Origin of the sequence: Streptomyces sp. BV286, assembly GCF_019090165.1 — a bacterium.
In the GTDB taxonomy this organism is placed as follows: domain Bacteria; phylum Actinomycetota; class Actinomycetes; order Streptomycetales; family Streptomycetaceae; genus Streptomyces.
Window position 1 is genome coordinate 16,044 of record NZ_JAHRIB010000204.1, and the last position, 21,925, is coordinate 37,968.

General features: G+C 71.2%; 17 protein-coding genes. 13 read left to right on the top strand and 4 right to left on the bottom strand.

Annotated features, from left to right (window positions below; all coding sequences use genetic code 11):
- Nucleotides 1-16: 16 nt before the first annotated feature.
- Genes miaB through KUF83_RS37870 form a run of 3 tightly spaced genes read left to right on the top strand, consistent with a single transcriptional unit; the run spans nucleotide 17 to nucleotide 2,647 of the window.
- A complete protein-coding gene (miaB, locus tag KUF83_RS37860; protein WP_217459590.1) occupies nucleotides 17-1,537 on the top strand; it encodes a tRNA (N6-isopentenyl adenosine(37)-C2)-methylthiotransferase MiaB in 1,521 nt (506 codons plus the stop codon).
- A 29-nt stretch (nucleotides 1,538-1,566) separates the two neighbouring features.
- Nucleotides 1,567-1,833: a hypothetical protein gene (locus KUF83_RS37865; protein WP_217459591.1), complete on the top strand. Its 267-nt coding sequence runs from the start codon at nucleotides 1,567-1,569 to the stop codon at nucleotides 1,831-1,833.
- 34 nt (nucleotides 1,834-1,867) lie between these two features.
- Entirely contained in the window at nucleotides 1,868-2,647 is a 780-nt protein-coding gene (locus KUF83_RS37870; protein ID WP_217459592.1) for a class III extradiol dioxygenase subunit B-like domain-containing protein, read from the top strand.
- A 220-nt stretch (nucleotides 2,648-2,867) separates the two neighbouring features.
- Here the strand turns inward: KUF83_RS37870 and KUF83_RS37875 are convergent, their stop codons facing one another.
- Complete coding sequence (locus KUF83_RS37875) at nucleotides 2,868-3,152, bottom strand: antitoxin (protein ID WP_217459593.1); 285 nt, start codon at nucleotides 3,150-3,152, stop codon at nucleotides 2,868-2,870.
- 25 nt (nucleotides 3,153-3,177) lie between these two features.
- Nucleotides 3,178-3,480 carry a hypothetical protein gene (locus KUF83_RS37880; protein ID WP_217459594.1) on the bottom strand — a complete coding sequence of 101 codons (303 nt, stop codon included), beginning with the start codon at nucleotides 3,478-3,480 and terminating at the stop codon, nucleotides 3,178-3,180.
- A 182-nt stretch (nucleotides 3,481-3,662) separates the two neighbouring features.
- Here KUF83_RS37880 and miaA point away from each other — a divergent pair, with 182 nt between their 5' ends.
- The 6 genes from miaA to hflX all read left to right on the top strand — a co-directional run bounded on the left by miaA (nucleotide 3,663) and on the right by hflX (nucleotide 11,984).
- Entirely contained in the window at nucleotides 3,663-4,601 is a 939-nt protein-coding gene (gene miaA, locus KUF83_RS37885) for a tRNA (adenosine(37)-N6)-dimethylallyltransferase MiaA (protein WP_217459595.1), read from the top strand.
- Nucleotides 4,602-4,709: 108 nt separating this feature from the next.
- The gene (locus tag KUF83_RS37890; protein ID WP_217459656.1) at nucleotides 4,710-5,231 is read left to right on the top strand and encodes a hypothetical protein; all 522 of its coding nucleotides are present in this window, start codon (nucleotides 4,710-4,712) and stop codon (nucleotides 5,229-5,231) included.
- An 87-nt stretch (nucleotides 5,232-5,318) separates the two neighbouring features.
- The gene (gene dapF, locus KUF83_RS37895; protein ID WP_217459596.1) at nucleotides 5,319-6,188 is read left to right on the top strand and encodes a diaminopimelate epimerase; all 870 of its coding nucleotides are present in this window, start codon (nucleotides 5,319-5,321) and stop codon (nucleotides 6,186-6,188) included.
- Nucleotides 6,189-6,357: 169 nt separating this feature from the next.
- Nucleotides 6,358-8,484, top strand: coding sequence for a bifunctional (p)ppGpp synthetase/guanosine-3',5'-bis(diphosphate) 3'-pyrophosphohydrolase (locus tag KUF83_RS37900; protein ID WP_217459597.1), 2,127 nt, complete (start codon nucleotides 6,358-6,360; stop codon nucleotides 8,482-8,484).
- A 308-nt stretch (nucleotides 8,485-8,792) separates the two neighbouring features.
- Nucleotides 8,793-10,307: a M1 family metallopeptidase gene (locus tag KUF83_RS37905; protein WP_217459598.1), complete on the top strand. Its 1,515-nt coding sequence runs from the start codon at nucleotides 8,793-8,795 to the stop codon at nucleotides 10,305-10,307.
- A gap of 183 nt (nucleotides 10,308-10,490) precedes the next feature.
- Nucleotides 10,491-11,984, top strand: a complete 1,494-nt coding sequence (gene hflX, locus KUF83_RS37910) for a GTPase HflX (RefSeq protein WP_217459599.1) — start codon at nucleotides 10,491-10,493, stop codon at nucleotides 11,982-11,984.
- Nucleotides 11,985-12,063: 79 nt separating this feature from the next.
- On the opposite strand, the gene KUF83_RS37915 is transcribed toward hflX, so the two are convergent.
- Nucleotides 12,064-13,266 carry a serine protease gene (locus KUF83_RS37915; RefSeq protein ID WP_217459600.1) on the bottom strand — a complete coding sequence of 401 codons (1,203 nt, stop codon included), beginning with the start codon at nucleotides 13,264-13,266 and terminating at the stop codon, nucleotides 12,064-12,066.
- A 188-nt stretch (nucleotides 13,267-13,454) separates the two neighbouring features.
- A complete protein-coding gene (locus KUF83_RS37920) occupies nucleotides 13,455-14,684 on the bottom strand; it encodes a serine protease (RefSeq protein ID WP_217459601.1) in 1,230 nt (409 codons plus the stop codon).
- A gap of 327 nt (nucleotides 14,685-15,011) precedes the next feature.
- On the opposite strand from KUF83_RS37920, the gene KUF83_RS37925 reads away from it, so the two are divergent.
- The 4 genes from KUF83_RS37925 (at nucleotide 15,012) to KUF83_RS37940 (ending at nucleotide 21,839) form a co-directional block, all read left to right on the top strand.
- The gene (locus KUF83_RS37925) at nucleotides 15,012-16,484 is read left to right on the top strand and encodes a diaminobutyrate--2-oxoglutarate transaminase family protein (RefSeq protein WP_374106238.1); all 1,473 of its coding nucleotides are present in this window, start codon (nucleotides 15,012-15,014) and stop codon (nucleotides 16,482-16,484) included.
- A 222-nt stretch (nucleotides 16,485-16,706) separates the two neighbouring features.
- Nucleotides 16,707-18,677 carry an IucA/IucC family siderophore biosynthesis protein gene (locus KUF83_RS37930; RefSeq protein ID WP_374106239.1) on the top strand — a complete coding sequence of 657 codons (1,971 nt, stop codon included), beginning with the start codon at nucleotides 16,707-16,709 and terminating at the stop codon, nucleotides 18,675-18,677.
- 39 nt (nucleotides 18,678-18,716) lie between these two features.
- Entirely contained in the window at nucleotides 18,717-19,574 is an 858-nt protein-coding gene (locus KUF83_RS37935; RefSeq protein WP_217459602.1) for a GNAT family N-acetyltransferase, read from the top strand.
- Between the two features lie 57 nt (nucleotides 19,575-19,631).
- Nucleotides 19,632-21,839 (top strand): IucA/IucC family protein, encoded by a 2,208-nt coding sequence (locus tag KUF83_RS37940; protein ID WP_308403319.1) that lies wholly within the window; start codon nucleotides 19,632-19,634, stop codon nucleotides 21,837-21,839.
- Nucleotides 21,840-21,925: the final 86 nt, after the last annotated feature.

Consider the following 21,925-nt stretch of genomic DNA (forward strand, 5'->3'; position numbering starts at 1 on the left):
CACCTACCCTTGTCGCATGAGCAGCAGCGACCGGAGCCGGGCAGTGGACCTGACGAGAACGTATGAAGTGCGCACTTACGGATGTCAGATGAACGTCCACGACTCCGAGCGGCTCTCGGGCCTCCTGGAGGACGCCGGCTACGTACGCGCCGCCGAGGGCTCCGACGGTGACGCCGACGTCGTCGTCTTCAACACCTGCGCGGTGCGCGAGAACGCCGACAACCGTCTCTACGGGAACCTCGGCAGGCTCGCCCCGATGAAGACGAAGCGGCCCGGCATGCAGATCGCCGTCGGCGGCTGTCTCGCCCAGAAGGACCGCGACACCATCGTGAAGAAGGCGCCCTGGGTGGACGTCGTCTTCGGTACGCACAACATCGGCAAACTCCCCGTCCTCCTGGAGCGCGCCCGCGTCCAGGAAGAGGCGCAGGTCGAGATCGCCGAGTCGCTCGAAGCGTTCCCGTCGACGCTGCCGACCCGCCGCGAGAGCGCGTATGCCGCCTGGGTCTCCATCTCCGTCGGCTGCAACAACACGTGCACCTTCTGCATCGTCCCGGCGCTGCGCGGCAAGGAGAAGGACCGCAGGACCGGCGACATCCTCGCCGAGATCGAGGCCCTGGTCGGCGAGGGCGTCTCCGAGATCACCCTGCTCGGGCAGAACGTGAACGCCTACGGCTCCGACATCGGCGACCGCGAGGCCTTCAGCAAGCTGCTGCGGGCCTGCGGGAGGATCGAGGGCCTGGAGCGCGTCCGCTTCACCTCGCCGCACCCGCGCGACTTCACGGACGACGTCATCGCCGCGATGGCCGAGACACCGAACGTCATGCCGCAGCTGCACATGCCGATGCAGTCCGGCTCGGACACGGTCCTGAAGGCGATGCGCCGCTCGTATCGCCAGGAACGGTTCCTCGGAATCATCGACAAGGTGCGCGCCTCGATCCCGCACGCGGCGATCACCACCGACATCATCGTGGGCTTCCCCGGCGAGACCGAGGAGGATTTCGAGCAGACCCTGCACGCGGTCCGCGAGGCCCGCTTCGCCCAGGCCTTCACGTTCCAGTACTCCAAGCGCCCCGGCACCCCCGCGGCCACCATGGAGGGGCAGATCCCCAAGGAGGTCGTGCAGGAGCGCTACATGCGCCTGTCGGCCCTTCAGGAGGAGATCTCCTGGGACGAGAACAAGAAGCAGGTCGGCCGCACGCTGGAACTGATGGTCGCCGAGGGCGAGGGCCGCAAGGACGGCGCCACGCACCGCCTCTCCGGCCGCGCCCCCGACAACCGCCTGGTGCACTTCACCAAGCCCGACGCCGAGGTCCGTCCCGGCGACGTCGTCACCGTCGAGATCACGTACGCCGCCCCGCACCACCTCCTCGCCGAGGGGGCCACGCTGGACGTGCGCCGCACGCGCGCGGGGGACGCCTGGGAGAAGCGCAACACCGCCGAGGCCGCCAAGCCCGTCGGCGTCATGCTGGGGCTCCCGCAGGTCGGCGCACCCGAACCGCTGCCCGTCGCCGCGGGCGGCGGCTGCAGCCGCGACTGACCACGTCACGGGCCGGGAAGGGGTCCCTCATGCCGTACAGCGTGGAGTTCACCGAGCGCGCCGCCCGCGTGAGGGACAGCCTCCCCGTCGAACGCCGGGAGATCCTGGACCGCGGGCTGGCCATACTGGTGACCGACCCGAGGCACAAGCTGTCGCACTCCGTGGGCGGCGACGAGGCGACCCGCGAGATAGCCCTGTCCCGGAACCTGTTCGTCGAGTACGTGATCAGCGACGGCAAGCTCGTGGTGCTCCTCCTGACCGTCATCGACCTCACGGACGTCCTCATCGAGGAGTGACGCGCGGCCGTTGTACGGGGTTACGCTGCCGATCATGCTTGTCGCCGCCGCCGTGTGCCCCTGTCCGCCCCTGCTCGTGCCCGACGTCGCCGCGGGGGCCGCGCCTGAACTGGACGCCGCTCGTGCCGCGTGCACGGACGCCCTGGGGGTGCTGGCCGCCGCACGCCCGGACCGGCTGGTGGTCGTGGGGCCCGCCGAGCAGGACGGGCGCGGACCGCACCCCGAGGGCTCCCGCGGTTCGTTCCGCGGCTTCGGCGTGGATCTCGACGTGCGGCTCGGCGGGAACAGCGCGCGGCTCGGCGGGGACCGGGCCGGCGCGCCGGAGGACGCGGCCATGGCCACGCCCTCGCTCACGCCCGAGCGCGCCGGACGCGTACTGCCCCCCTCGCTGGCGGTCGCCGCGTGGCTGCTCGCTCGTACCGACTGGTCCGATGCCCCAGTGGAAGGCCTCGGCGTGGGGGAACCACTCGCCGCCGAGCGGTGTATCCAAGTCGGGAGGGACATCGCCGCGCAGGCCGGGCGGGTGGCCCTGCTGGTCATGGGCGACGCCAGCGCGTGCCGCACGCTGAAGGCGCCGGGCTACCTGGACGAGCGGGCGGCGGGTTTCGACGCGGAGGTCGCGCGTGCCCTGGGCGCGGCGGACGTGGCCGCTCTCAAGGCGCTGGACGCCGAGCTGGCCCACGAACTGCAGGCCTGCGGCCGGGCCCCCTGGCAGGTCCTCGCGGGCGCGGCGGAGGAGGCGGGGCTCGGGGGCGCCCTGTTGTACGAGGAGGCGCCCTACGGCGTGGGGTACATGGTGGCGGCCTGGTCGTAGCGTCCCCCGGGAGCCGGGAGCCGGGAGCCGGGAGCCGGGAGCCGGGAGCCGGGAGCCGGGAGCCGGGAGCCGGGAGGGTCGGTGCGGCTTTCAGCGCAGGGCCCTCTCGTCGCGTCCCTGAGCGGGCACGAAGGCCCTCGGGCAGTGACGTACCGCATGAACACGGCGGACGGCCCGGAGCTCGTACGTGCTCCGGGGCCGTCCGCCGATGTGGTGTCGCTCAGGATGCCGAGGGCGGTGCCGGCGGGGGCGACGGAGGCGTCGCGCCACCGTCCGGGCCGCCGTTCTCCCTGTGCGCCAGCCGGTCCAGGGCACCCCTGGCCTTGCCCGTGCCGGTCTGGATCTTGGCGCTGTACTTGCCCTTGGTCTTCTCGTCGGCCCTCTTCGCGGCCTTGTCGAGACCCTGTTCGATCTTGACGATCCTGCCCTCGTGCTGCTGCGCGAAGTCAGAGACCTTCTCCCTGGCCGGCGCGAGCCTGGCCTTCAAGCTGTCCAGGAGACTCATGGTTCACCTTCCCTCGCGGGAACAGTCACTTGCGGGCGCCCTCGCCGGCCTCGCTGTCGACCGCCTCCTCGGCGGACTGCTGCTTGGGAATGTCGACGGCCTCCGCCGCGGATTCCTCGGCCTCCGCAGTCACAGTCGCAGCTTCCGCTTCGGCTTCCGTCGCGGCCTCGGCGGGGGTCTCAGCACCCTCCGACCCCTTGGCCGCTTCCTCGGCCTCCGCCTCGGATCCGGCTGTCAGGGTGTCGCTCTGCGCCTCGGCGGTTGACGTTTCCTTCGATTCCTTGGACTTGGACCCATCCCTGCCAAGAAGCCGTGCAAAAACACCCATATCGTCTCCATACCCTACTCGTGTGGGCGAAATTCCGCGTCGCCCGGTGCGTCCCATTGCGTCGCCCGGGGTCACCGGCCCTCAAAACCGGCGGCTGGAACCTCGAACAGGCAACGACCCCGGACCCGTGCCGTCACGTAGCTCGTTCGAGAAGTGGTCCCGAGGTTTGCGAGACTGTTGCGGTGAGTAGTGCAGCCCCCGCTCCGCGGGTCATCGCCGTCGTGGGTCCCACCGCGGCAGGAAAGTCCGATCTCGGCGTCCACCTCGCCCAGCGCCTCGGCGGTGAGGTCGTCAACGCCGACTCGATGCAGCTCTACCGGGGGATGGACATCGGCACCGCCAAACTGACGCCCGAGGAACGCGGTGGCATCCCCCACCACCTCCTGGACATCTGGGACGTGACGGTGACGGCGAGCGTCGCCGAGTACCAGCGGCTCGCGCGCGCCCGCATCGACGCCCTGCTCGCGCAGGGCCGCTGGCCGGTCCTCGTCGGCGGCTCCGGTCTGTACGTCCGGGGGGCCGTCGACAACCTGGAGTTCCCCGGGACGGATCCCGACGTGCGGGCCCGCCTGGAGGAGGAGCTCATCCTGAGAGGTTCCGGCGCCCTGCACGCCCGGCTGGCCGTCGCCGACCCCGAGGCGGCCCACGCGATCCTGCCGAGCAACGGCCGCCGGATCGTCCGGGCCCTCGAGGTCATCGAGATCACCGGCAGGCCCTTCACCGCCAACCTCCCAGGACACGACTCCGTCTACGACACCCTGCAGATCGGCGTCGACGTGGCGCGCCCCGAGCTCGATGAGCGCATCGCCCGCCGCGTGGACCGCATGTGGGAGGGCGGTCTCGGCGAGGAAGTGCGCGCACTGGAGGCGCAGGGGCTGCGCGAGGGGCGTACGGCATCGCGCGCCCTCGGCTACCAGCAGATGCTCGCGGCGCTCGCCGGGGAGTGCACCGACGACGAGGCGCGCGCCGAGACGGTCCGTGCCACCAAGCGCTTCGCGCGCCGTCAGGATTCCTGGTTCAGACGCGACCCACGGGTGCATTGGCTCAGTGGGGCTGCGGCGGATCTCACAGAACTTCCGGAGCTCGCACTGGCGTTGGTCGAACGACCGGTCACAGCCTGATCACGTCATGGCATCGGGACGCTCTGGCCGTCATCCGGGCCTCCGGGGCCGTGCCATCATCGAGCTTCGATCGACCAAGTGGAGTCCGAGTTGGGAGGGCGCGTGGCGATGGAGGCCGGCCCCCGTGACACCACACAAGGCGCGGAACCGAGCACCGCTGGCGGCGGAGCGCACGACACCGCAATGGATCAGCAGGACCCCGACGGGGACCGGCTGAGCCCGGACGGGCCAGACGAGAGCACCGATGGTGTGACCGCCGACGGTCCCGAGCCCGACGAGATGTTCGCGGGTCCCGAGGTCGAGGTCGAACTGCGCCCGCAGCGCCGTATGCGGATCTGGCAGCTCGCGCCCATCGTGAGCCTCGCCGCGCTCGGCTCCCTGATGTTCGCCTTCCCGCTGGCCTTCGACTTCGGCGACAGCGGGGCCATGATCGCCATGCTCGGCCTGCTGATCTCGTCGTGCGCCGCCGGCTGGGGCATGATGGCCGCCCGCCGCGTGGGTTACACGTGGCCCGGCCTGCCGCAGCGCGGGTCCGGCCGCCGCCCGGACTGGCGCGTCGTGATCGCGTACGCCGTGGTCGTCGCCGCGGTCGTGGTCCTCGCCGTGTGGCGCGTGGCCCGCCTGCGCTGAGCGTCGCCGCCCGCCGGTCCGCCCGGGCGCGGTCCGCCTGCCGGACCGCCGGGCCCGGCTGTCGTACCGAGCCCTTACGATCGAGGAATGAGCACGCGGATCGCCTTCCTCAAGGGCCACGGGACCGAGAACGACTTCGTGATCATCCCGGACCCCGAGAACACCGTCGCCCTGCCTCAGGCCGCCGTCGCGGCTCTGTGCGACCGCCGCGCGGGCATCGGCGGTGACGGTCTCCTGCACGTCGTACGGTCCGCCGCGCACCCCGAGGCCCGGTCGATGGCGGCCGAAGCGGAATGGTTCATGGACTACCGCAACGGCGACGGCTCGATCGCGGAGATGTGCGGCAACGGAGTGCGTGTGTTCGCGCACTACCTCCAGCGTGCCGGCCATGTGACCGAAGGCGATATCGCGGTCGCCACGCGCGCGGGCGTGAAGAGCGTGCACATCGCCAAGGAAGGCGACATCACCGTCGCCATGGGCAAGGCGCGCCTGCCCGAGGGGGACGTCACCGTGTCCGTCGGCGAGCGCAGCTGGCCCGCACGCAACGTGAACATGGGCAACCCCCACGCGGTCGCCTTCGTGGAGGACCTCGACCACGCCGGGAATCTGTACGCCGCACCGCCCTTCACCCCGGCCTCCGCGTACCCGGACGGGGTGAACGTCGAGTTCGTCGTCGACCGTGGCCTTCATCACGTTGCTCTGCGTGTCCACGAGCGGGGTTCCGGCGAGACCCGGTCGTGCGGGACGGGCGCGTGTGCCGTGGCCGTGGCGGCGGCACGCAGGGACGGCGCCGACCCCGCCGTGACCGGTGTCCCGGCGACATACACCGTCGACGTGCCCGGTGGCCGGCTCGTGATCACCGAGCGGACCGACGGCGAGATCGAGATGACCGGGCCCGCGGTGATCGTCGCAGAGGGTGAGATCGACACCGGGTGGCTCGAAAACGCGACCCCCTGAACCTTCGCTCGAATGGGTGATCCGTTTCACGCTCGGCGAGAGGCGGTCGGTCGGGCGTGGTGGGCTCGGTAGCATCAAGGACCGGCCCGGACGGGGGAACGACGACATCCCCAGAGCCGCAAACGCCATGGGGCACCCCGTCCGCCGGTCGACGCAGCCGGAGGTGCCCATGAGTGCGGAGGCCACGAACCCCGCGACGCCCGGCCCCATCACGCCCGGGGCACAGCGCAGGCGGGGCCGCCCCCGGATCGATCTGCGACGCCTCGGCCGGGCCGCTCTCCTGGGGCCCGCGGCCCGCGACCGGCTGCCCGACGCGATCGGCCACGTGGTCGAGGCCCATCGGGCCCACCACCCCGACGCCGACCTGGACCCGCTGCGCCGCGCGTACGTGCTCGCCGAGTCCTCGCACCGCGGCCAGATGCGCAAGAGCGGTGAGCCGTACATCACGCACCCGCTCGCCGTGACCCTGATTCTGGCCGAACTCGGCGCGGAGACCACGACGTTGACCGCGTCCCTCCTCCACGACACCGTCGAGGACACGGACGTGACGCTCGATCAGGTGCGCGAGGAGTTCGGCGAGGAGGTCCGCTACCTCGTCGACGGCGTGACGAAGCTGGAGAAGGTCGACTACGGCGCGGCCGCCGAGCCCGAGACGTTCCGCAAGATGCTCGTCGCCACCGGCAGCGACGTGCGCGTGATGTCGATCAAGCTCGCCGACCGGCTGCACAACATGCGCACCCTCGGAGTCATGCGCCCCGAGAAGCAGGAGCGCATCGCCAAGGTGACGAAGGACGTCCTGATCCCGCTCGCCGAACGTCTCGGCGTCCAGGCGCTGAAGACCGAACTCGAGGACCTGGTCTTCGCGATCCTGCGGCCCGACGAGTACGCGTACACCCGCGAACTCATCGTCAAGAACGCCTCACGCACCGACGACCCCCTCGCCGAGATCGCCGAAGAGGTCCGCGGCGTCCTGCGCGAAGCCGGTCTGCAGGCCGAAGTCCTCATCAGGCCCCGGCACTTCGTCTCCGTGCACCGCGTCTCCCGCAAACGGGGCGAGCTGCGGGGCTCCGACTTCGGACGCCTGCTGGTGCTCGTGAACGAGGACGCCGACTGCTACGGGGTCCTCGGGGAGCTGCACACCTGTCTCACGCCGGTGGTCTCGGAGTTCAAGGACTTCATCGCGGTCCCCAAGTTCAACCTGTACCAGTCGCTCCACACCGCCGTCGCCCGCCCCGACGGGCAGGTCGCCGAAGTCCTCATCCGTACGCACCAGATGCACAAGGTCGCCGAGGCCGGGGTCATCGCGCTCGGCAACCCCTACGCGTCTCCCGCGGAGGAGCAGACCGACGGCGCCCGCCCCGCCGACGGTGAGCGCGCCGACCCCACCCGTCCCGGCTGGCTGTCCCGCCTCCTCGACTGGCAGGAGGCCGCGCCGGACCCCGACACGTTCTGGTCCACCCTGCGCGAGGACCTCGCCCAGGACCGGGAGATCACCGTGTTCCGCCCCGACGGGGGCACGCTCGGGCTGCCCGCGGGCGCCAGCTGCGTGGACGCCGCGTACGCCCAGTACGGCGAGGACGCGCACGCCTGTATCGGCGCCCGCGTCAACGGCCGCCTGGCGAGACTGAGCACGGTCCTGAGCGACGGCGACACCGTTCAGCTGCTCATGGGGCAGGACCCGTCCTCGGAGCCCTCCAGGGAGTGGCTGGAGCACGCGCACACTCCCGTCGCGCGGATCGCCATCACCCGCTGGCTGGCCGCGCACCCGTCACCGGCCACGCCGTCCGAAGCTCCTGCCGCGACGCGGCGCCCCGCCGCGGACGGGCCCGCCGCGCGTCCGGCCGCCGCGGACGTCGTCGTCGACCAGCCCGGCGCGACGGTACGCCTCGCGGGCTGCTGTACTCCGGTACCGCCCGACGCGATCACCGGGTTCTCCGTACGCGGGGGAGTGGTGACCGTGCACCGCGTCGAGTGCGCCGGGGTGGAGCGTATGAAGAGCGTGGGGCGTGCGGAGGTCGACGTGCGCTGGGGCGACACCACCGAGTGCCGTGTCACGCTCTTCGCCGAGTCCTTCGGCCGGCCCCACCTCCTCGCCGACCTCACCGAAGCCATCGCCCTGGAGGGCGTCGCCATCGTCTCGGCGACCGTCGAACCGCCCAGCCAGCAGCGCGTACGCCACACCTACACGCTGCAGCTCCCGGACGCGGCACACCTCCCCGCGCTCATGCGGGCGATGCGCGATGTGCCGGGCGTGTTCGACGTGAGCCGCGCCCAGCACCCGTCGACGACTCCGTAGAGGCTCCCAACGACGCCGACGGGGACGGCAAGAAGAACGACTGGGCCACGGCGGCCGTCGGCACCGCAGCCGTCGGACATCCGACGGCCCGCGCGTCGGCCCCGCGACTGCTCGCCCGCACATCCGTCCGACCCGCGGCCCTTCGGCCCGTTCGACCACCCCCTTGGCACTTCCGCCCGCGCGGTGTCGCCACCGGCATCCCGCCCCGTCCCCGGCCAAGACCTCCGAGGTCACGCCGAAGAGCCCGTTCGGGTGGGCCCGACGCGAGTCGTCACCGTGAGGCGGGCGGGCGCTGATAGCCGTGGTCCATGCTGCGCACCCTCACGACCCCCCGCACCGCGACGCCACACCAGCCGACTTCCCGACGGCTGAGGACGGCGTTCCTCGCCTCCGCCGTCTCCGTCTGCCTCGTCGCCGCGAGCGCCCCGGCCCCGGCACCGCTCGGTATCGGCGACCGCCTGTTCCCGCACCTGGGCAACCCCGGATACGACGTCATGGCGTACGACCTGGCCTTCACCTATCCCGGCAGCAACAGCAAGCCGCTGCCGGCCGTCACCACCATCGACGCGCGAACGACAGACCGGCTGGAGCACGTCAATCTTGACTACTCGCACGGGACAGTGCGATCCGTCGAGGTCGACGGCGAGCCCGCGGAGTTCCGCAGCGCGGGCGAGGACCTGGTCGTCACCCCCGCGGAACCCCTGCCGTCCGGCGTCCGGACGCGGATCACCGTGAGCCACGACAGCGACCCGGTGTCCACGAAGGACCAGCAGAGCGGCTGGGTGCGGACCGCGGACGGGCTGGCGATGGCCAACCAGGCCGACGCCGGACACCGCGTCTTCCCCGGCAACGACCACCCCTCGGACAAGGCGATGTTCACCATCCGGGTCACCACGCCCGAGGACTACACGGCCGTCGCCAACGGGCTGCCCGCCGGTGCGACCCGCCGCGGCACGGACACCACCTGGGTGTACCGTACCGAGCACCCCATGGCCACCGAACTGGCCCAGGTGTCCATCGGCCGGTCCTCCGTGCTGCGCCGAAGCGGCCCCGACGGTCTCCCCCTGCGGGACGTGGTACCCACCAAGGACCGCGAGCGGCTCGAGCCGTGGCTCAAGAAGACGCCTGCCCAGATCGCCTGGATGCAGGAGAAGGTCGGCGCCTACCCCTTCGAGACGTACGGGCTGCTGATCGCCGAGGCACGGACCGGATTCGAACTCGAGACGCAGACGCTCTCCCTCTTCGAGAGGGAACTCTTCACCCGGCCCGAGTACCCGAAGTGGTACGTCGAGTCGATCATGGTGCACGAGCTGGCCCACCAGTGGTTCGGCGACAGCGTCTCCCCGCGCACCTGGTCCGACCTCTGGCTCAACGAAGGGCACGCCACCTGGTACGAGGCCCTCTACGCCGAGGAGAAGGCGGACCGGCCCATGGAGGCGCGGATGCGGGCCGCGTACCGGTCGTCCGACACCTGGCGCGCGGCCGGTGGTCCGCCCGCCGCTCCCAAGGAGGCCGAGCCCGGCGCGAAACTGAGCATCTTCCGCCCGAACGTGTACGACGGCAGCGCCCTCGTCCTCTACGCGCTGCGCCAGGAGATCGGCCGCCCCGCCTTCGAGCGGTTGCAGCGCACCTGGGTGAGCACCCACCACGACGGCGTCGCCGACACCGCGGACTTCGAACACCTCGCCTCGGGCATCGCCGGCCGTGATCTGAGCGGCTTCTTCAAGGCGTGGCTCTACGGACAGAAGACCCCGCCCATGCCGGGACACCCCGACTGGCGCAGCACGGCGCCGGTGGAGAAGACCGGGAAGGGTGCCCGGTAACCCCGGGAAATACGAGTGACGAGACGGGGCGTGCCGTGCGAACATCTTCACGTCGACGACACCTCAGGTCGGCGGCACGGCGCTCCGGCCCCGGGCGGGAATCTCCCGGCGGCCCCGGACGTTCTGGACAGTGACGGACCACAAGTTCGTCGCCCCAGGTATCCCCATCGACGTAAGGACCCAATGACCTCCTCTTCTTCCCCTTCCCAGGACACACAGAGCTTCGCGCAGAACAACCCCGACGGTCTTCGGGCCGATGCCCTGATGGAAGAGGACGTCGCCTGGAGCCACGAGATCGACGGAGAGCGGGACGGCGACCAGCTCGACCGCTCCGAGCGTGCGGCCCTGCGCCGCGTCGCCGGACTCTCCACCGAGCTCGAGGACGTCACCGAGGTCGAGTACCGGCAGCTCCGCCTGGAGCGTGTGGTGCTCGTCGGCGTGTGGACCTCGGGGACCGCGACCGACGCGGACAACTCACTGGCCGAGCTGGCCGCCCTCGCGGAGACCGCGGGAGCGCTCGTGCTCGACGGAGTCATCCAGCGCAGGGACAAGCCCGACGCGGCCACGTACATCGGTTCCGGCAAGGCCAACGAGCTGCGGGACATCGTGCTGGAGACCGGCGCCGACACCGTCATCTGCGACGGTGAGCTCTCGCCGGGCCAGCTGATCCACCTCGAAGACGTCGTCAAGGTCAAGGTCATCGACCGTACGGCCCTGATTCTCGACATCTTCGCCCAGCACGCCAAGTCCCGGGAGGGCAAGGCGCAGGTAGCCCTCGCGCAGATGCAGTACATGCTGCCGAGGCTCCGGGGCTGGGGTCAGTCGCTGTCGCGTCAGATGGGCGGCGGCAAGGGCGGCGGCCTCGCCACCCGTGGTCCCGGTGAGACCAAGATCGAGACCGACCGGCGCCGTATTCGCGAGAAGATGGCGAAGATGCGCCGGGAGATCGGCGACATGAAGACCGGCCGCGAGATCAAGCGCCAGGAGCGCCGCCGCAACAAGGTGCCCTCGGTGGCGATCGCCGGCTACACGAACGCCGGCAAGTCCTCACTGCTCAACCGCCTCACGGGCGCGGGCGTCCTCGTACAGAACGAGCTGTTCGCCACCCTCGACCCGACCGTCCGTCGTGCCGAGACGCCCAGCGGGCGGATCTACACACTCGCGGACACCGTCGGCTTCGTACGGCACCTGCCGCACCACCTCGTCGAGGCGTTCCGCTCCACGATGGAGGAGGTCGGTGACTCCGACCTGATCCTGCACGTGGTCGACGGTTCGCACCCGGCGCCGGAGGAGCAGCTGGCCGCCGTGCGCGAGGTCATCCGTGACGTGGGCGCCACCAAGGTGCCCGAGATCGTGGTGATCAACAAGGCGGACGCGGCCGACCCGCTGGTGCTCCAGCGGCTCATGCGGAACGAGAAGCGCTCCATCGCGGTCTCGGCCCGTACCGGCCAGGGCATCGACGAGCTGCTCGCGCTCATCGACGTCGAACTGCCGCACCCCTCGGTCGAGATCGAGGCACTCGTGCCGTACACACTCGGCCGGCTGGTCGCGCGCGCCCACACCGACGGCGAGGTGATCTCCGAGGAGCACACCCCGGAGGGCACGCTGATGAAGGTACGGGTACACGAGGAACTGGCGGCGGAGCTCGCTCCGTACGTTCCCGTGCCCGCGGCCTGATCCACGGAGCGAAGGCCCGCCCCCTCTCGCAGGGGGCGGGCCTTCGTCGTACGCGCGACTCGGTCGTGTCGTACGGCGTCTACTTGGCGCCGTACTCCTCGCTCATGGTGTCGTAGATCGCCTCGGCGCCCTTGCCCAGCTGCGGTCCCGCCAGCCAGGTGTTGTCGGACGGGCCGATCGACGTGTTCGAGACGAGCACGGTCTTGCCGTCGACGACACGGAACCAGCCGCCGCCGGACGAACCACCGGTCATGGTGCACCCGATGCGGTACATCGTCGGCAGCCCCGGGCTGAGCGAGAGGCGGCCCGGCCGGTCGACACACTTGTGCATGATCAGACCGTCGTACGGCGCCGCGGCCGGGTAACCCCAGGCGCCCATCGAACCCGCGTCCGCGGCGGCGGGCGTCGAGAAGTCCACGTCCAGCGCGTTGCCGACCGTCTCCTCCAGGGACTTGGAACCGGACTCGGGCTTCACGTGCAGCACCGCGTAGTCGTACGCGGCACCCGCGCCGCCCGACTCCGAGCCGCCCTCGATCCACTCGTCCGAGGTCGAGGCCCAGTCCGCCCAGTACTGGCCGTACGGGGCGATCTCCTGCTGTGTGGCCCTGCCGAGCTGGGCCTCGGACTTGCCGAGGTCGTTGTAGGCGGGCACGAAGGCGATGTTGCGGTACCAGCCGCCGCCACCGCCCGCGTGCACGCAGTGGCCGGCGGTCCACACGAGGTTGGACCTGCCCGGGTTGCGCGGGTCCTTGACGACCGTGCCGGAGCAGACCATCGAACCCTCGGGGGAGTCGAAGAAGACCTTCCCGACCGGGGCGGCGTTCTCGTGGTACGGGGTCTTCTCGCGCGTCGCCGTGACGGGGGCGGGCGCCGGGTCGCTCACGCCCTGCTGTGCCGCGGCGTCCTTCGCGGAGATCGTCTTCTCCGGGTCCTCGGCGGACTTCATCCGCTCGGGCTTCCAGAGACCCGCGATCACCGGGTTGACGAAGTCCTCGGCCTCACTGAGCCACTTGTCCCGGTCCCAGTTCTTCCATTCGCCGTCCTTCCACTGGTCGACATCGATCCCGTGCTCCTTGAGCCGGTCGGCGATGTCGGCGGGAATCTCGATCTTGTCCGCGCCCGGGGCTCCGGAACCTGTGGCGGCCGACTTCTCGGCGGCGGCCTTGTCGTCACCCGAGTCACAGGCGGTGGCGGTGAGCGTCAGAGCCGCCGCGAGTCCGGCGGCTGCAAGGAAGCGGCGCCGCCCGCGGCTTCCCGCGAAGGACGGACGTGTGGAACGCATGGTGTTGTTACCCCCGATAGAACGTGCATCTCTCACCTGCGGGTCAGGCGCGGCGAGCTCGAACAGGGCTCTCCGCGGGGCCTGTGTCACCGCGACACCCCACTATGCCCGGGGAGTCGGGGACGAACGGCGGTCGGGTGGTGAAGGTTTCCGTGAGGCCCACCCTGCCGCCGTCCGTCCTCATGCCGCTACCGCTGCGCGGCGAACTTCTTGCTCACCGAGTCGTAGATGCCCTTGGCCTCCGTGCCCAGGTGCGGCCCCGCCAGCCAGCCGGCGGTCACCGGGCCGATGGAGGTGTTGGACACCAGGGCGGGACTGCCGTCCGAACCCGTCGCGACCCAGCCGCCCCCCGACGAACCGCCGGTCATGGTGCACCCGATGCGGTACATCGTCGGCTCGGACTTGGCGATCGAGAGCCGGCCAGGCTTGTCCGCGCACTGGTACATGGTCTCCCCGTCGAACGGCTTCGCCGCCGGGTAACCGGTCGCGGTGATGTCCCCGACCTGCGACACGGCCGGAGCGTCGAAGTCCACCGGGAGCGCCGAACCGACCGTCTCCTCCAGGGACTTGCCGCCGCTGCCCTTCTCCGGCGTCACATGAATGACGGCGAAGTCGTACGAGGCGCCGTCACCGCCCGTCTCGCCACCCCGCTCGATCCACTGGTCCGAGGTCTGCGCCCAGTCACCCCACCAGACGCCGTACGGAGCGACCTCCTCCTTCGTGGCACCCGTGATCTCCGTCGCCGACATGGCGTCGTTGTTGTACGAGGGCACGAAGGCGATGTTGCGGTACCAGCCGCCCTTCTTGCCGGCGTGCACGCAGTGGCCCGCGGTCCACACGAGGTTGGACTTGCCCGGGTGGGCCGGGTCCTCGACCACGGTCGCCGAACAGACCATCGTGCCCTCGGGGGAGTCGAAGAACACCTTGCCCGCCTCGGGCGCGTTCTCGTGGTACGCCGCCGGGACGGACTTCGCCTCCACGGGCGCCGGCTCCGGGTCGGTCACGCCCTGGTCACCCGAGAGGTCACTCTCGTCGACGCCCTTGCCCTGGTCCGGGTCCTCGGCCTCGCGCATGCGGTCCGGGTCCCACAGGTCCTTGATGATCGGGTTGATGTAGTCACCGGCCTCGCGCAGCCAGTCCTCCCGGTCCCAGTTCTTCCAGGCGCCGCCCTTCCACTGGTCGACATCGATCCCGTGCTCCTTGAGCCTGTCCTTGATGTCGTCCGGGATCTGGATCTTGCCGTCGCCGACCGCGGCGGCCGACGTCTCGGCGCTCGCGTCGGCGTTCTCACCCGAGCCGCAGGCGGTGGCGGTCAGCGCCAGTGCGGTGGCCAGGCCGACCGCGGCAAGCACGGGGGAGGTTCTGCGGCGCGGGCTCCTCCCTCGACGGGCGGTGAAGAGCGGGCGTATCGGTCGCATGGTGTGACTCCCCCTGGAGGTGAACGAACAACTCTGTGCTGTCGCACGGGACTTCGTACGGATCCGGGGACCCGGCCGTGCCCGACGTGGACCGTGGTGCTGATCAGCGAGGATCGCTGAGCGGCACACAGACTATGCCGTCGCTGTGGGGGACTTCCGACGGGCCCGCAACGGTTCCGTCACGGCAAGGATCTACGTTCCGCCGTTGCCCCGCGCGGTCCTCGTCGTTGGTACGTACGGGGGACGTTCCGGCTGCGTTCATCCCCCTGCCGCCTCCCACCGGGCGGACCGGCAACTCGCCTCTGGACAGCGGGAGGACCGACAGACGTGGCGGTGACGGAGTCTGCGCCCGAGGTGGCGCCCGCGACGCAGGAAGCGGTGGGCGCGCGCACGCTGCAGGAGGGCGCCGGGGCGCGCGCGGCGCACGAGGGGATCCTGCGGAGGCAGTCGGCGCGCGAGTCAGCGGCGCGCACCTATGCCCGCGCCCTGCCGATCGTCCCCGTACGAGCCCGTGGACTGACGATCGAGGGCGCCGACGGGAGCCGCTATCTCGACTGTCTCTCGGGGGCGGGCACCCTGGCGCTCGGCCACAACCACCCCGTCGTTCTGGAGGCCATCCGCAAGGTCCTCGACTCTGGGGCCCCGCTGCACGTCCTCGACCTGGCCACACCCGTCAAGGACGCCTTCACCACGGAACTGTTCCGTACGCTGCCGTCGGGTCTCGCCGACCGCGCGCGCGTGCAGTTCTGCGGCCCCGCCGGGACGGACGCCGTGGAGGCCGCGCTGAAACTGGTGCGCACCGCGACGGGGCGCAGCGGGATCCTCGCCTTCGCCGGCGCCTATCACGGGATGACCGCGGGGGCGCTCGAGGCATCCGGGGGCGCGCCCGACGTGCGGGTGGCGCGCCTGCCCTACCCGCACACCTACCGCTGCCCCTTCGGTGTCGGAGGCGAGCGTGGGGCGGAACTCGCCGCGCGCTGGACCGAATCCATCCTCGACGACCCCAAGTCCGGGGTGCCGGGCCCGGCGGCCATGATCCTCGAACCGGTGCAGGGCGAGGGCGGTGTGATTCCGGCCCGTGACGACTGGATGCGGCGGATGCGGGAGATCACGGCGGCGCGCTCCATCGCCCTGATCGCCGACGAGGTGCAGACGGGGGTGGGCCGGACCGGCACTTTCTGGGCGGTCGAGCACAGTGGCGTCACTCCCGACGTGATGGTCCTCTCCAAGGCCATCGGCGGCAGCCTGCCCCTGGCCGTGGTCGTCTACCGCGACGACCTCGACGTGTGGGAACCCGGCTCCCACGCCGGCACGTTCCGAGGCAACCAACTCGCCATGGCGGCCGGCGCCGCGACCCTCGCGTACGTCCGTGAGAACCGACTCGCCGAGCGGGCCGCCGCACTCGGCGCACACATGATCACCCAACTCCGCGGCCTGGAGACCGACTTCGCCTGCGTCGGCGACGTACGCGGCCGGGGACTCATGATCGGCGTCGAGTTCGTGGACCCCGACAGACCGCCCGCCGCTCCCGGCGGACCGCCTCCTGCCGCGCCCGAACTGGCGGCCGCCGTCCAGCGGGAGTGCCTGCGACGCGGACTGATCGTGGAACTCGGCGGCCGGCACTCCAGCGTGGTGCGGCTGCTGCCACCGCTCACGATCACCGACGAGCAGGCGACCGCCGTCCTCGACCGGCTCGCGGACGCGGTGGCTGAGGTCGCGAAGGAACCCACCGGCCCCCGTGTCGCGGAGGCCCGACGGCCGGTGTCCGGGCTCCCCGAACAGCCGGAACCCTCCGGATAAGGCGGCGATCCGGTGCACGACCGAGCCCCGGGCCCGGGAACGGGCGCCGCACGGTGATACCCGCCAGGTATCCCCAAGGCAGGTGGCTCCCCGCGCCCCGCGCCCCTCCGCCCTCTTCGGAACGGGTCGGCCCCGCGCCGACCAGGAAACGCACAGGTACCACCACGCCGGAACAGCCCCGGTTCGTCGCCGTACGAGCCTGAACCATCCCGAGGAACACTCTTGAACGCCACCCCCGCATCCGACGGCCGCCCCCACACCCATGAGCGAGGAGCCCACGGCACGCAACTCCCGCTGGGGATGGGGGCCGAATCGGTCCCCCGGCAGAAGGGAGGGTCAGAGAAGTCCGAAGGGTTGCACGGCGCCACCACCGACCTGCTGGAACACCCCGATCCGCACACCGCCGCCCAGGCCGCGGCCATCGAGAACCTGCTGCGCTGCTGGGTACGCGAGCACGACCTCGCCGCTCCCGCCGACGGCACCCTCCGCATCCCCCTCCCCGCCAGTGGCTCAGCCCTCCTCGTCCCGGTCCACTACTGGTCCCCCACGGGATGGCACCGCCTGGGCCCTCCCCATCTCTCCGACGCCTCGGACCAGGATCCGCCCACCGACGCCGTCACACTGGCGGCGCTGCTGGGACGTGAAACCCCGACGCACGGGGCGCCCACCCAGTCCGTCGCCTCCGCCACGCCGGGTGCGACGGCCGAGGTCCCTGCCTTCGCCGAAGGCGGTGACCTGATCGGCCGGGTCGCGGACTCCCTGCGCCGGACCGTCGTGTTCATCACGGACCGCAGGGAGAACCCCGCTGACGGCCCCGACCTCTTCCTCTCCGCCGAGCAGTCGCTGCTGCTCGGGCACCCGCTCCACCCCACTCCCAAGAGCCGCGAAGGACTCTCCGGGGCCGAAACCCGGCTCTACTCGCCGGAGCTGCGCGGCTCCTTCGCACTGCACTGGCTGGCCGTCGCCCCCTCCGCTCTCGCCACCGACTCGGCATGGACCGAGCGCGGCCGTCCCGTAGCCGCGGAACAGCTCACCTCCCGGCTCGCCGGCGCCGGACTGCACCTGCCTGACGGGTACGCCGCGCTGCCGATGCACCCATGGCAGCTCCAAGAAGTCCGCCACCGCCCCGAGACGGCGGAACTGCTCGACGCCGGACTGCTCCTCGAGCTCGGCCCCCACGGCTCCCCGTGGCACCCCACATCCTCCGTCCGCACCCTGTACCGCTCCGGCGCCCCCGCGATGCTGAAGCTGTCGCTGGGCCTGCGCATTACCAACTCCCGCCGGGAGAACCTCCGCAAGGAGTTCCACCGCGGGGTCGAGGTCCACCGCCTGCTGCGCGCCGGTCTCGCCGAACAGTGGCAGGCGGCCCACCCGGGCTTCGACATCGTCCGCGACCCGGCGTGGCTCGCAGTGAACGACCCGGACGGCGCCCCCGTGCCCGGTCTCGACGTGATGATCCGGCACAATCCGTTCACCCCGACGGACGACGTCTCCTGTATCGCCGGACTCGTCTCACCCAGGCCCCGGGCCGCGTCCACCGGACATCGGCATGGCGAGCAGAACAGGCCCACGACGCGATCCCGGCTCACCGATATCGTCACCCGTCTCGCCGGACGCACAGGCCGGCCGCGCGGCGCCGTCGCCACCGAGTGGTTCCTGCGCTACCTCGAACACGTCGTCCGCCCCGTGCTCTGGCTGGACAGCGAGGCCGGCATCGCACTGGAGGCACACCAGCAGAACACCCTGCTCCTGCTGGATCCGGAAGGCTGGCCAGGGGGCGGCCGCTACCGCGACAACCAGGGCTACTACTTCCGCGAGTCACGGCGCGCCGAACTGGACAAACGACTGCCGGGCATCGGCGAACACAGCGACACCTTCGTCTCCGACGAGGTCACCGACGAGCGGTTCGCCTACTACCTCGCCATCAACAACGTGCTCGGCCTCATCGGCGCCTTCGGCTCCCAGCGCCTGGCCGACGAACGGCTGCTGCTGGCCGCCTTCCGCCGCTTCCTCGTCAACGTCGCCTCCGGGCCCGCCCGGCTGCGCACCACCCTGCCCGCCCACCTGCTCGACTCGCCGGTGCTGCGCTGCAAGGCCAACCTGCTGACCCGGCTGCACGGACTCGACGAACTCGTCGGCCCCGTCGACACCCAGTCCGTCTACGTCACCATCGCCAACCCCCTTCATTCCTGAGGAACATGACCCACCCCGTCTCCTGAGAGGAGCGTCGCCGTGCCTCCCACCGATGCGAGCACCGACGCCGGAACCGCCCCCCGCACCGACGCCCGTAGCCGTACGAGTCCTGGTGCGGACAGCGAGGACACCCTCGACCTGCGCCTGCCCGACGAATTCCTCGCCCTCTTCGCCGAGAGGACCGGAGCAGCCGGAACGCTCGAAGGAGCGGGGGACGCCGGAGCGACCACGGAGCGGAGTGAGCAGAGCGGTGGGGAGCCGGGCCTCTGGGCCGGGGGCCCGGGGCGGTGCGAGACGAGGTACACCGCTGCCGCCCCGGCCCGTGACGACCTGCTCGACCGCGTCGGTGACTGGGGGCCGACGGCCACCGCCGCGGGCGTCTTCCAACTGGTCCCCGTACACATCGACCGTGATCTTCCGCTCATCGGCCGCTGGATGGACGACCCCGCCGTCGCTGCCTTCTGGGAGCTCTCCGGTCCCGGGACGGCGACCGAGGATCACCTGCGCGCCCAGCTCGGCGGCGACGGGCGCAGCGTCCCGTGCCTCGGCATGCTGGATGGCACACCCATGAGCTACTGGGAGATCTACCGCGCGGACCTCGACCCCTTGGCCCGCCACTACCCGGCGCGCCTCCACGACACCGGAATCCACCTCCTCATCGGCGGCGTCACCAACCGGGGGCGAGGGCTCGGCACGATCCTGCTCAGAGCTGTCTCCGACCTCGTCCTCGACCGGCGCCCCTCCTGCGCTCGCGTCGTCGCGGAGCCCGACCTTCGCAACACCCCTTCCGTGTCCGCCTTCCTCAGTGCCGGCTTCCGGTTCTCCGCCGAGGTCGATCTGCCCGACAAGAAGGCAGCCCTCATGGTCCGAGACCGGGCCCTGCGCGATCTGTTGTAGCGCCGTCACTTTTAGTACACCGCTCGCCCCGATCAGGTTCCCAGTCGAGGAGTCCCCGTGCCGAACCCGTCCGCCGCCCCGGCTCCCGGAGAGCCGTCGTGCCTCTACGACCCACCCGAACTGAACCCTCAACGGTGGGAGCGGGCGGGACGCCGCCTGCTCGCGAAGATGATCGGTGAATTCGCCCACGAGGAGATCCTGGTACCGGAGCCGGAGCCGGAGCCGGGACTGGGACCGGAACGCACTCTCGGGGTGGTGGACCGCTTTGGCGGAACGGCGGCAGCCACTCTTCCTTCCGACCCGCCCGGCGCCACGGCTCCGGTCGGATCCCGGAGATCCGGAAGAGACGATTCACCGCAGCCGCCCGGCGCGGACGTACTGAGACGACCGATCGCGCCGCCGACCCCCGGGCCCCCTTCCCCACAGCCTGACGAGACGGCCGAGGCCGCGCCCGACAGCGAACGCTCCTACACCCTCCGCCTCGACGCCGGGGGCATCCTCGCCTTCCGCGCCCGCCGCGGCGCGTACGACAGCTGGCAGGTGGACCCGTCGTCGCTCACCTTGACCGACCCGGCTGAAGCGGCCGGATTAGCCGGAGCCGCGACCGCGGCCGTCCCGGGCAGGAACGCAGGCGAATCCGAACACAGGACAGCAGCCGACCGGGGCGTCGAAGCCTCCGCCACCGGCGCGGCCGGACCCGGTGAAGCCGAAACCGTGCCGCACCCGCGCCCACGCCCCTACGCCGACCCCCTCGACTTCCTCTCCCGCGCCCGTGCCACCCTCGACCTCGACGGCGCCACCCTCGGGCACGTCATCCGCGAGCTGACCACGACCCTGGCCGCGGACGCCCGTCTCGACCACACCGCGCTCCCGGCCGCCCGCCTCGCCGACCTCGGATACGCGGAACTGGAAGGCCACCAGACCGGTCACCCCTGGATCGTCCTCAACAAGGGCCGCCTCGGCTTCTCCGCCGCGGACGCCGCCCAGTGGGCACCCGAGGGGCGCAGGGCGACAGCCCTGCCGTGGATCGCGGTACACACCTCGCTCGCCACCTACCGAGGCGTGCAGGGGCTGGACACCGCCGACCAGCTCTACGCGCGCGAGCTCGACCCCGCCGTCAGGGAGTCCTACGACACCGCACTGCGCGCGCGAGGGCTCACTCCGGGGGCGTACCTCTACCTGCCCGTGCATCCCTGGCAGTGGAACGACGTCGTGCTGCCGCTCTTCGCGCCCTCCGTCGCCAAGGGCGCGATCGTCCCGCTGCCCCCGGACGGCGACCTCCGCCTGCCCCAGCAGTCGATCCGTACGTTCCTCAACACCTCCCGCCCGGACCGGCACACCGTGAAACTGCCGCTGTCCGTCCTCAACACCCTCGTGTGGCGCGGTCTGCCCACGGAACGCACCCTCGCGGCCCCCGCAGTCACCGCCTGGATGCACGGCCTGCGCGACACCGACCCCTTCCTCCACGACACCTGCGGGGTGATTTTGCTGGGGGAGGTCGCGTCCGTGACGGTCGGGCACCCCGTGTACGACGCGCTGCCGGAAGTCCCGTACCAGTACAAGGAACTGCTGGGCGCGATCTGGCGCGAGCCGCTCTCCCGCCATCTCGCGTCCGGTGAACGCGCCCGCACTCTCGCCGCCCTCCTGCACACCGACCCGGAGGGCCGTGCCTTCGCCGCGGAGCTGGTCGAGCGCTCGGGCCTGGACCCGCGAAGCTGGCTGTGCCGCCTCTTCGCCGCGCTGCTGCCGCCCCTCCTGCACTTCCTCTACCGCTACGGCACTGTGTTCAGCCCCCATGGCGAGAACGCGATCGTTGTCTTCGACGACCATGACGTACCGGTCAGGCTCGCGGTCAAGGACTTCGTCGACGACGTGAACGTGAGCGCCGAGCGGCTTCCCGAGCACGCTTCCATGCCCGACGAGGTACGGGCTGTCCTGCTCACGGAGCCGGCCGCCTTCCTCACCCAGTTCATCCACTCCGGGCTCTTCGTCGGAGTGTTCCGCTACCTGGCCCCGCTGTGCCAGGAACAACTGGGCGTTCGAGAGGCCGAGTTCTGGTCACTCGTACGGGCCGAGATCCTCCGGCACCACAGGCTCTTCCCCGAGCTCAAGGAGCGCTACGAAACGTTCGACCTACTCACTCCACGTATCGAGAGGCTCTGTCTCAACCGCAACCGGCTGCATCTCGACGGCTACCGGGACCGGCCGCAGCGCCCGCACGCCGCCGTGCACGGCACCGTCCCCAACCCGCTGCACCAGCCGTGATCACCCACCACGTCACCGACGGCGCACTCGTCTTGATCACGTCCCTCCCCTCAGCCGTGATCGTCCGGTTGTCGGTGCCGACCCGT

Excerpts from the sequence above, each read along its gene's own strand:
- KUF83_RS37890 (WP_217459656.1), top strand. The coding sequence starts at position 4,710 with ATGGAGGCCGGCCCCCGTGACACCACACAAGGCGCGGAACCGAGCACC.
- KUF83_RS37900 (WP_217459597.1), top strand. The coding sequence starts at position 6,358 with ATGAGTGCGGAGGCCACGAACCCCGCGACGCCCGGCCCCATCACGCCC.
- hflX (WP_217459599.1), top strand. The coding sequence starts at position 10,491 with ATGACCTCCTCTTCTTCCCCTTCCCAGGACACACAGAGCTTCGCGCAG.
- KUF83_RS37865 (WP_217459591.1), top strand. The coding sequence starts at position 1,567 with ATGCCGTACAGCGTGGAGTTCACCGAGCGCGCCGCCCGCGTGAGGGAC.
- KUF83_RS37870 (WP_217459592.1), top strand. The coding sequence starts at position 1,868 with ATGCTTGTCGCCGCCGCCGTGTGCCCCTGTCCGCCCCTGCTCGTGCCC.
- KUF83_RS37920 (WP_217459601.1), bottom strand. The coding sequence starts at position 14,684 with ATGCGACCGATACGCCCGCTCTTCACCGCCCGTCGAGGGAGGAGCCCG.
- dapF (WP_217459596.1), top strand. The coding sequence starts at position 5,319 with ATGAGCACGCGGATCGCCTTCCTCAAGGGCCACGGGACCGAGAACGAC.
- miaB (WP_217459590.1), top strand. The coding sequence starts at position 17 with ATGAGCAGCAGCGACCGGAGCCGGGCAGTGGACCTGACGAGAACGTAT.
- KUF83_RS37905 (WP_217459598.1), top strand. The coding sequence starts at position 8,793 with ATGCTGCGCACCCTCACGACCCCCCGCACCGCGACGCCACACCAGCCG.
- KUF83_RS37875 (WP_217459593.1), bottom strand. The coding sequence starts at position 3,152 with ATGAGTCTCCTGGACAGCTTGAAGGCCAGGCTCGCGCCGGCCAGGGAG.
- KUF83_RS37915 (WP_217459600.1), bottom strand. The coding sequence starts at position 13,266 with ATGCGTTCCACACGTCCGTCCTTCGCGGGAAGCCGCGGGCGGCGCCGC.
- KUF83_RS37880 (WP_217459594.1), bottom strand. The coding sequence starts at position 3,480 with ATGGGTGTTTTTGCACGGCTTCTTGGCAGGGATGGGTCCAAGTCCAAG.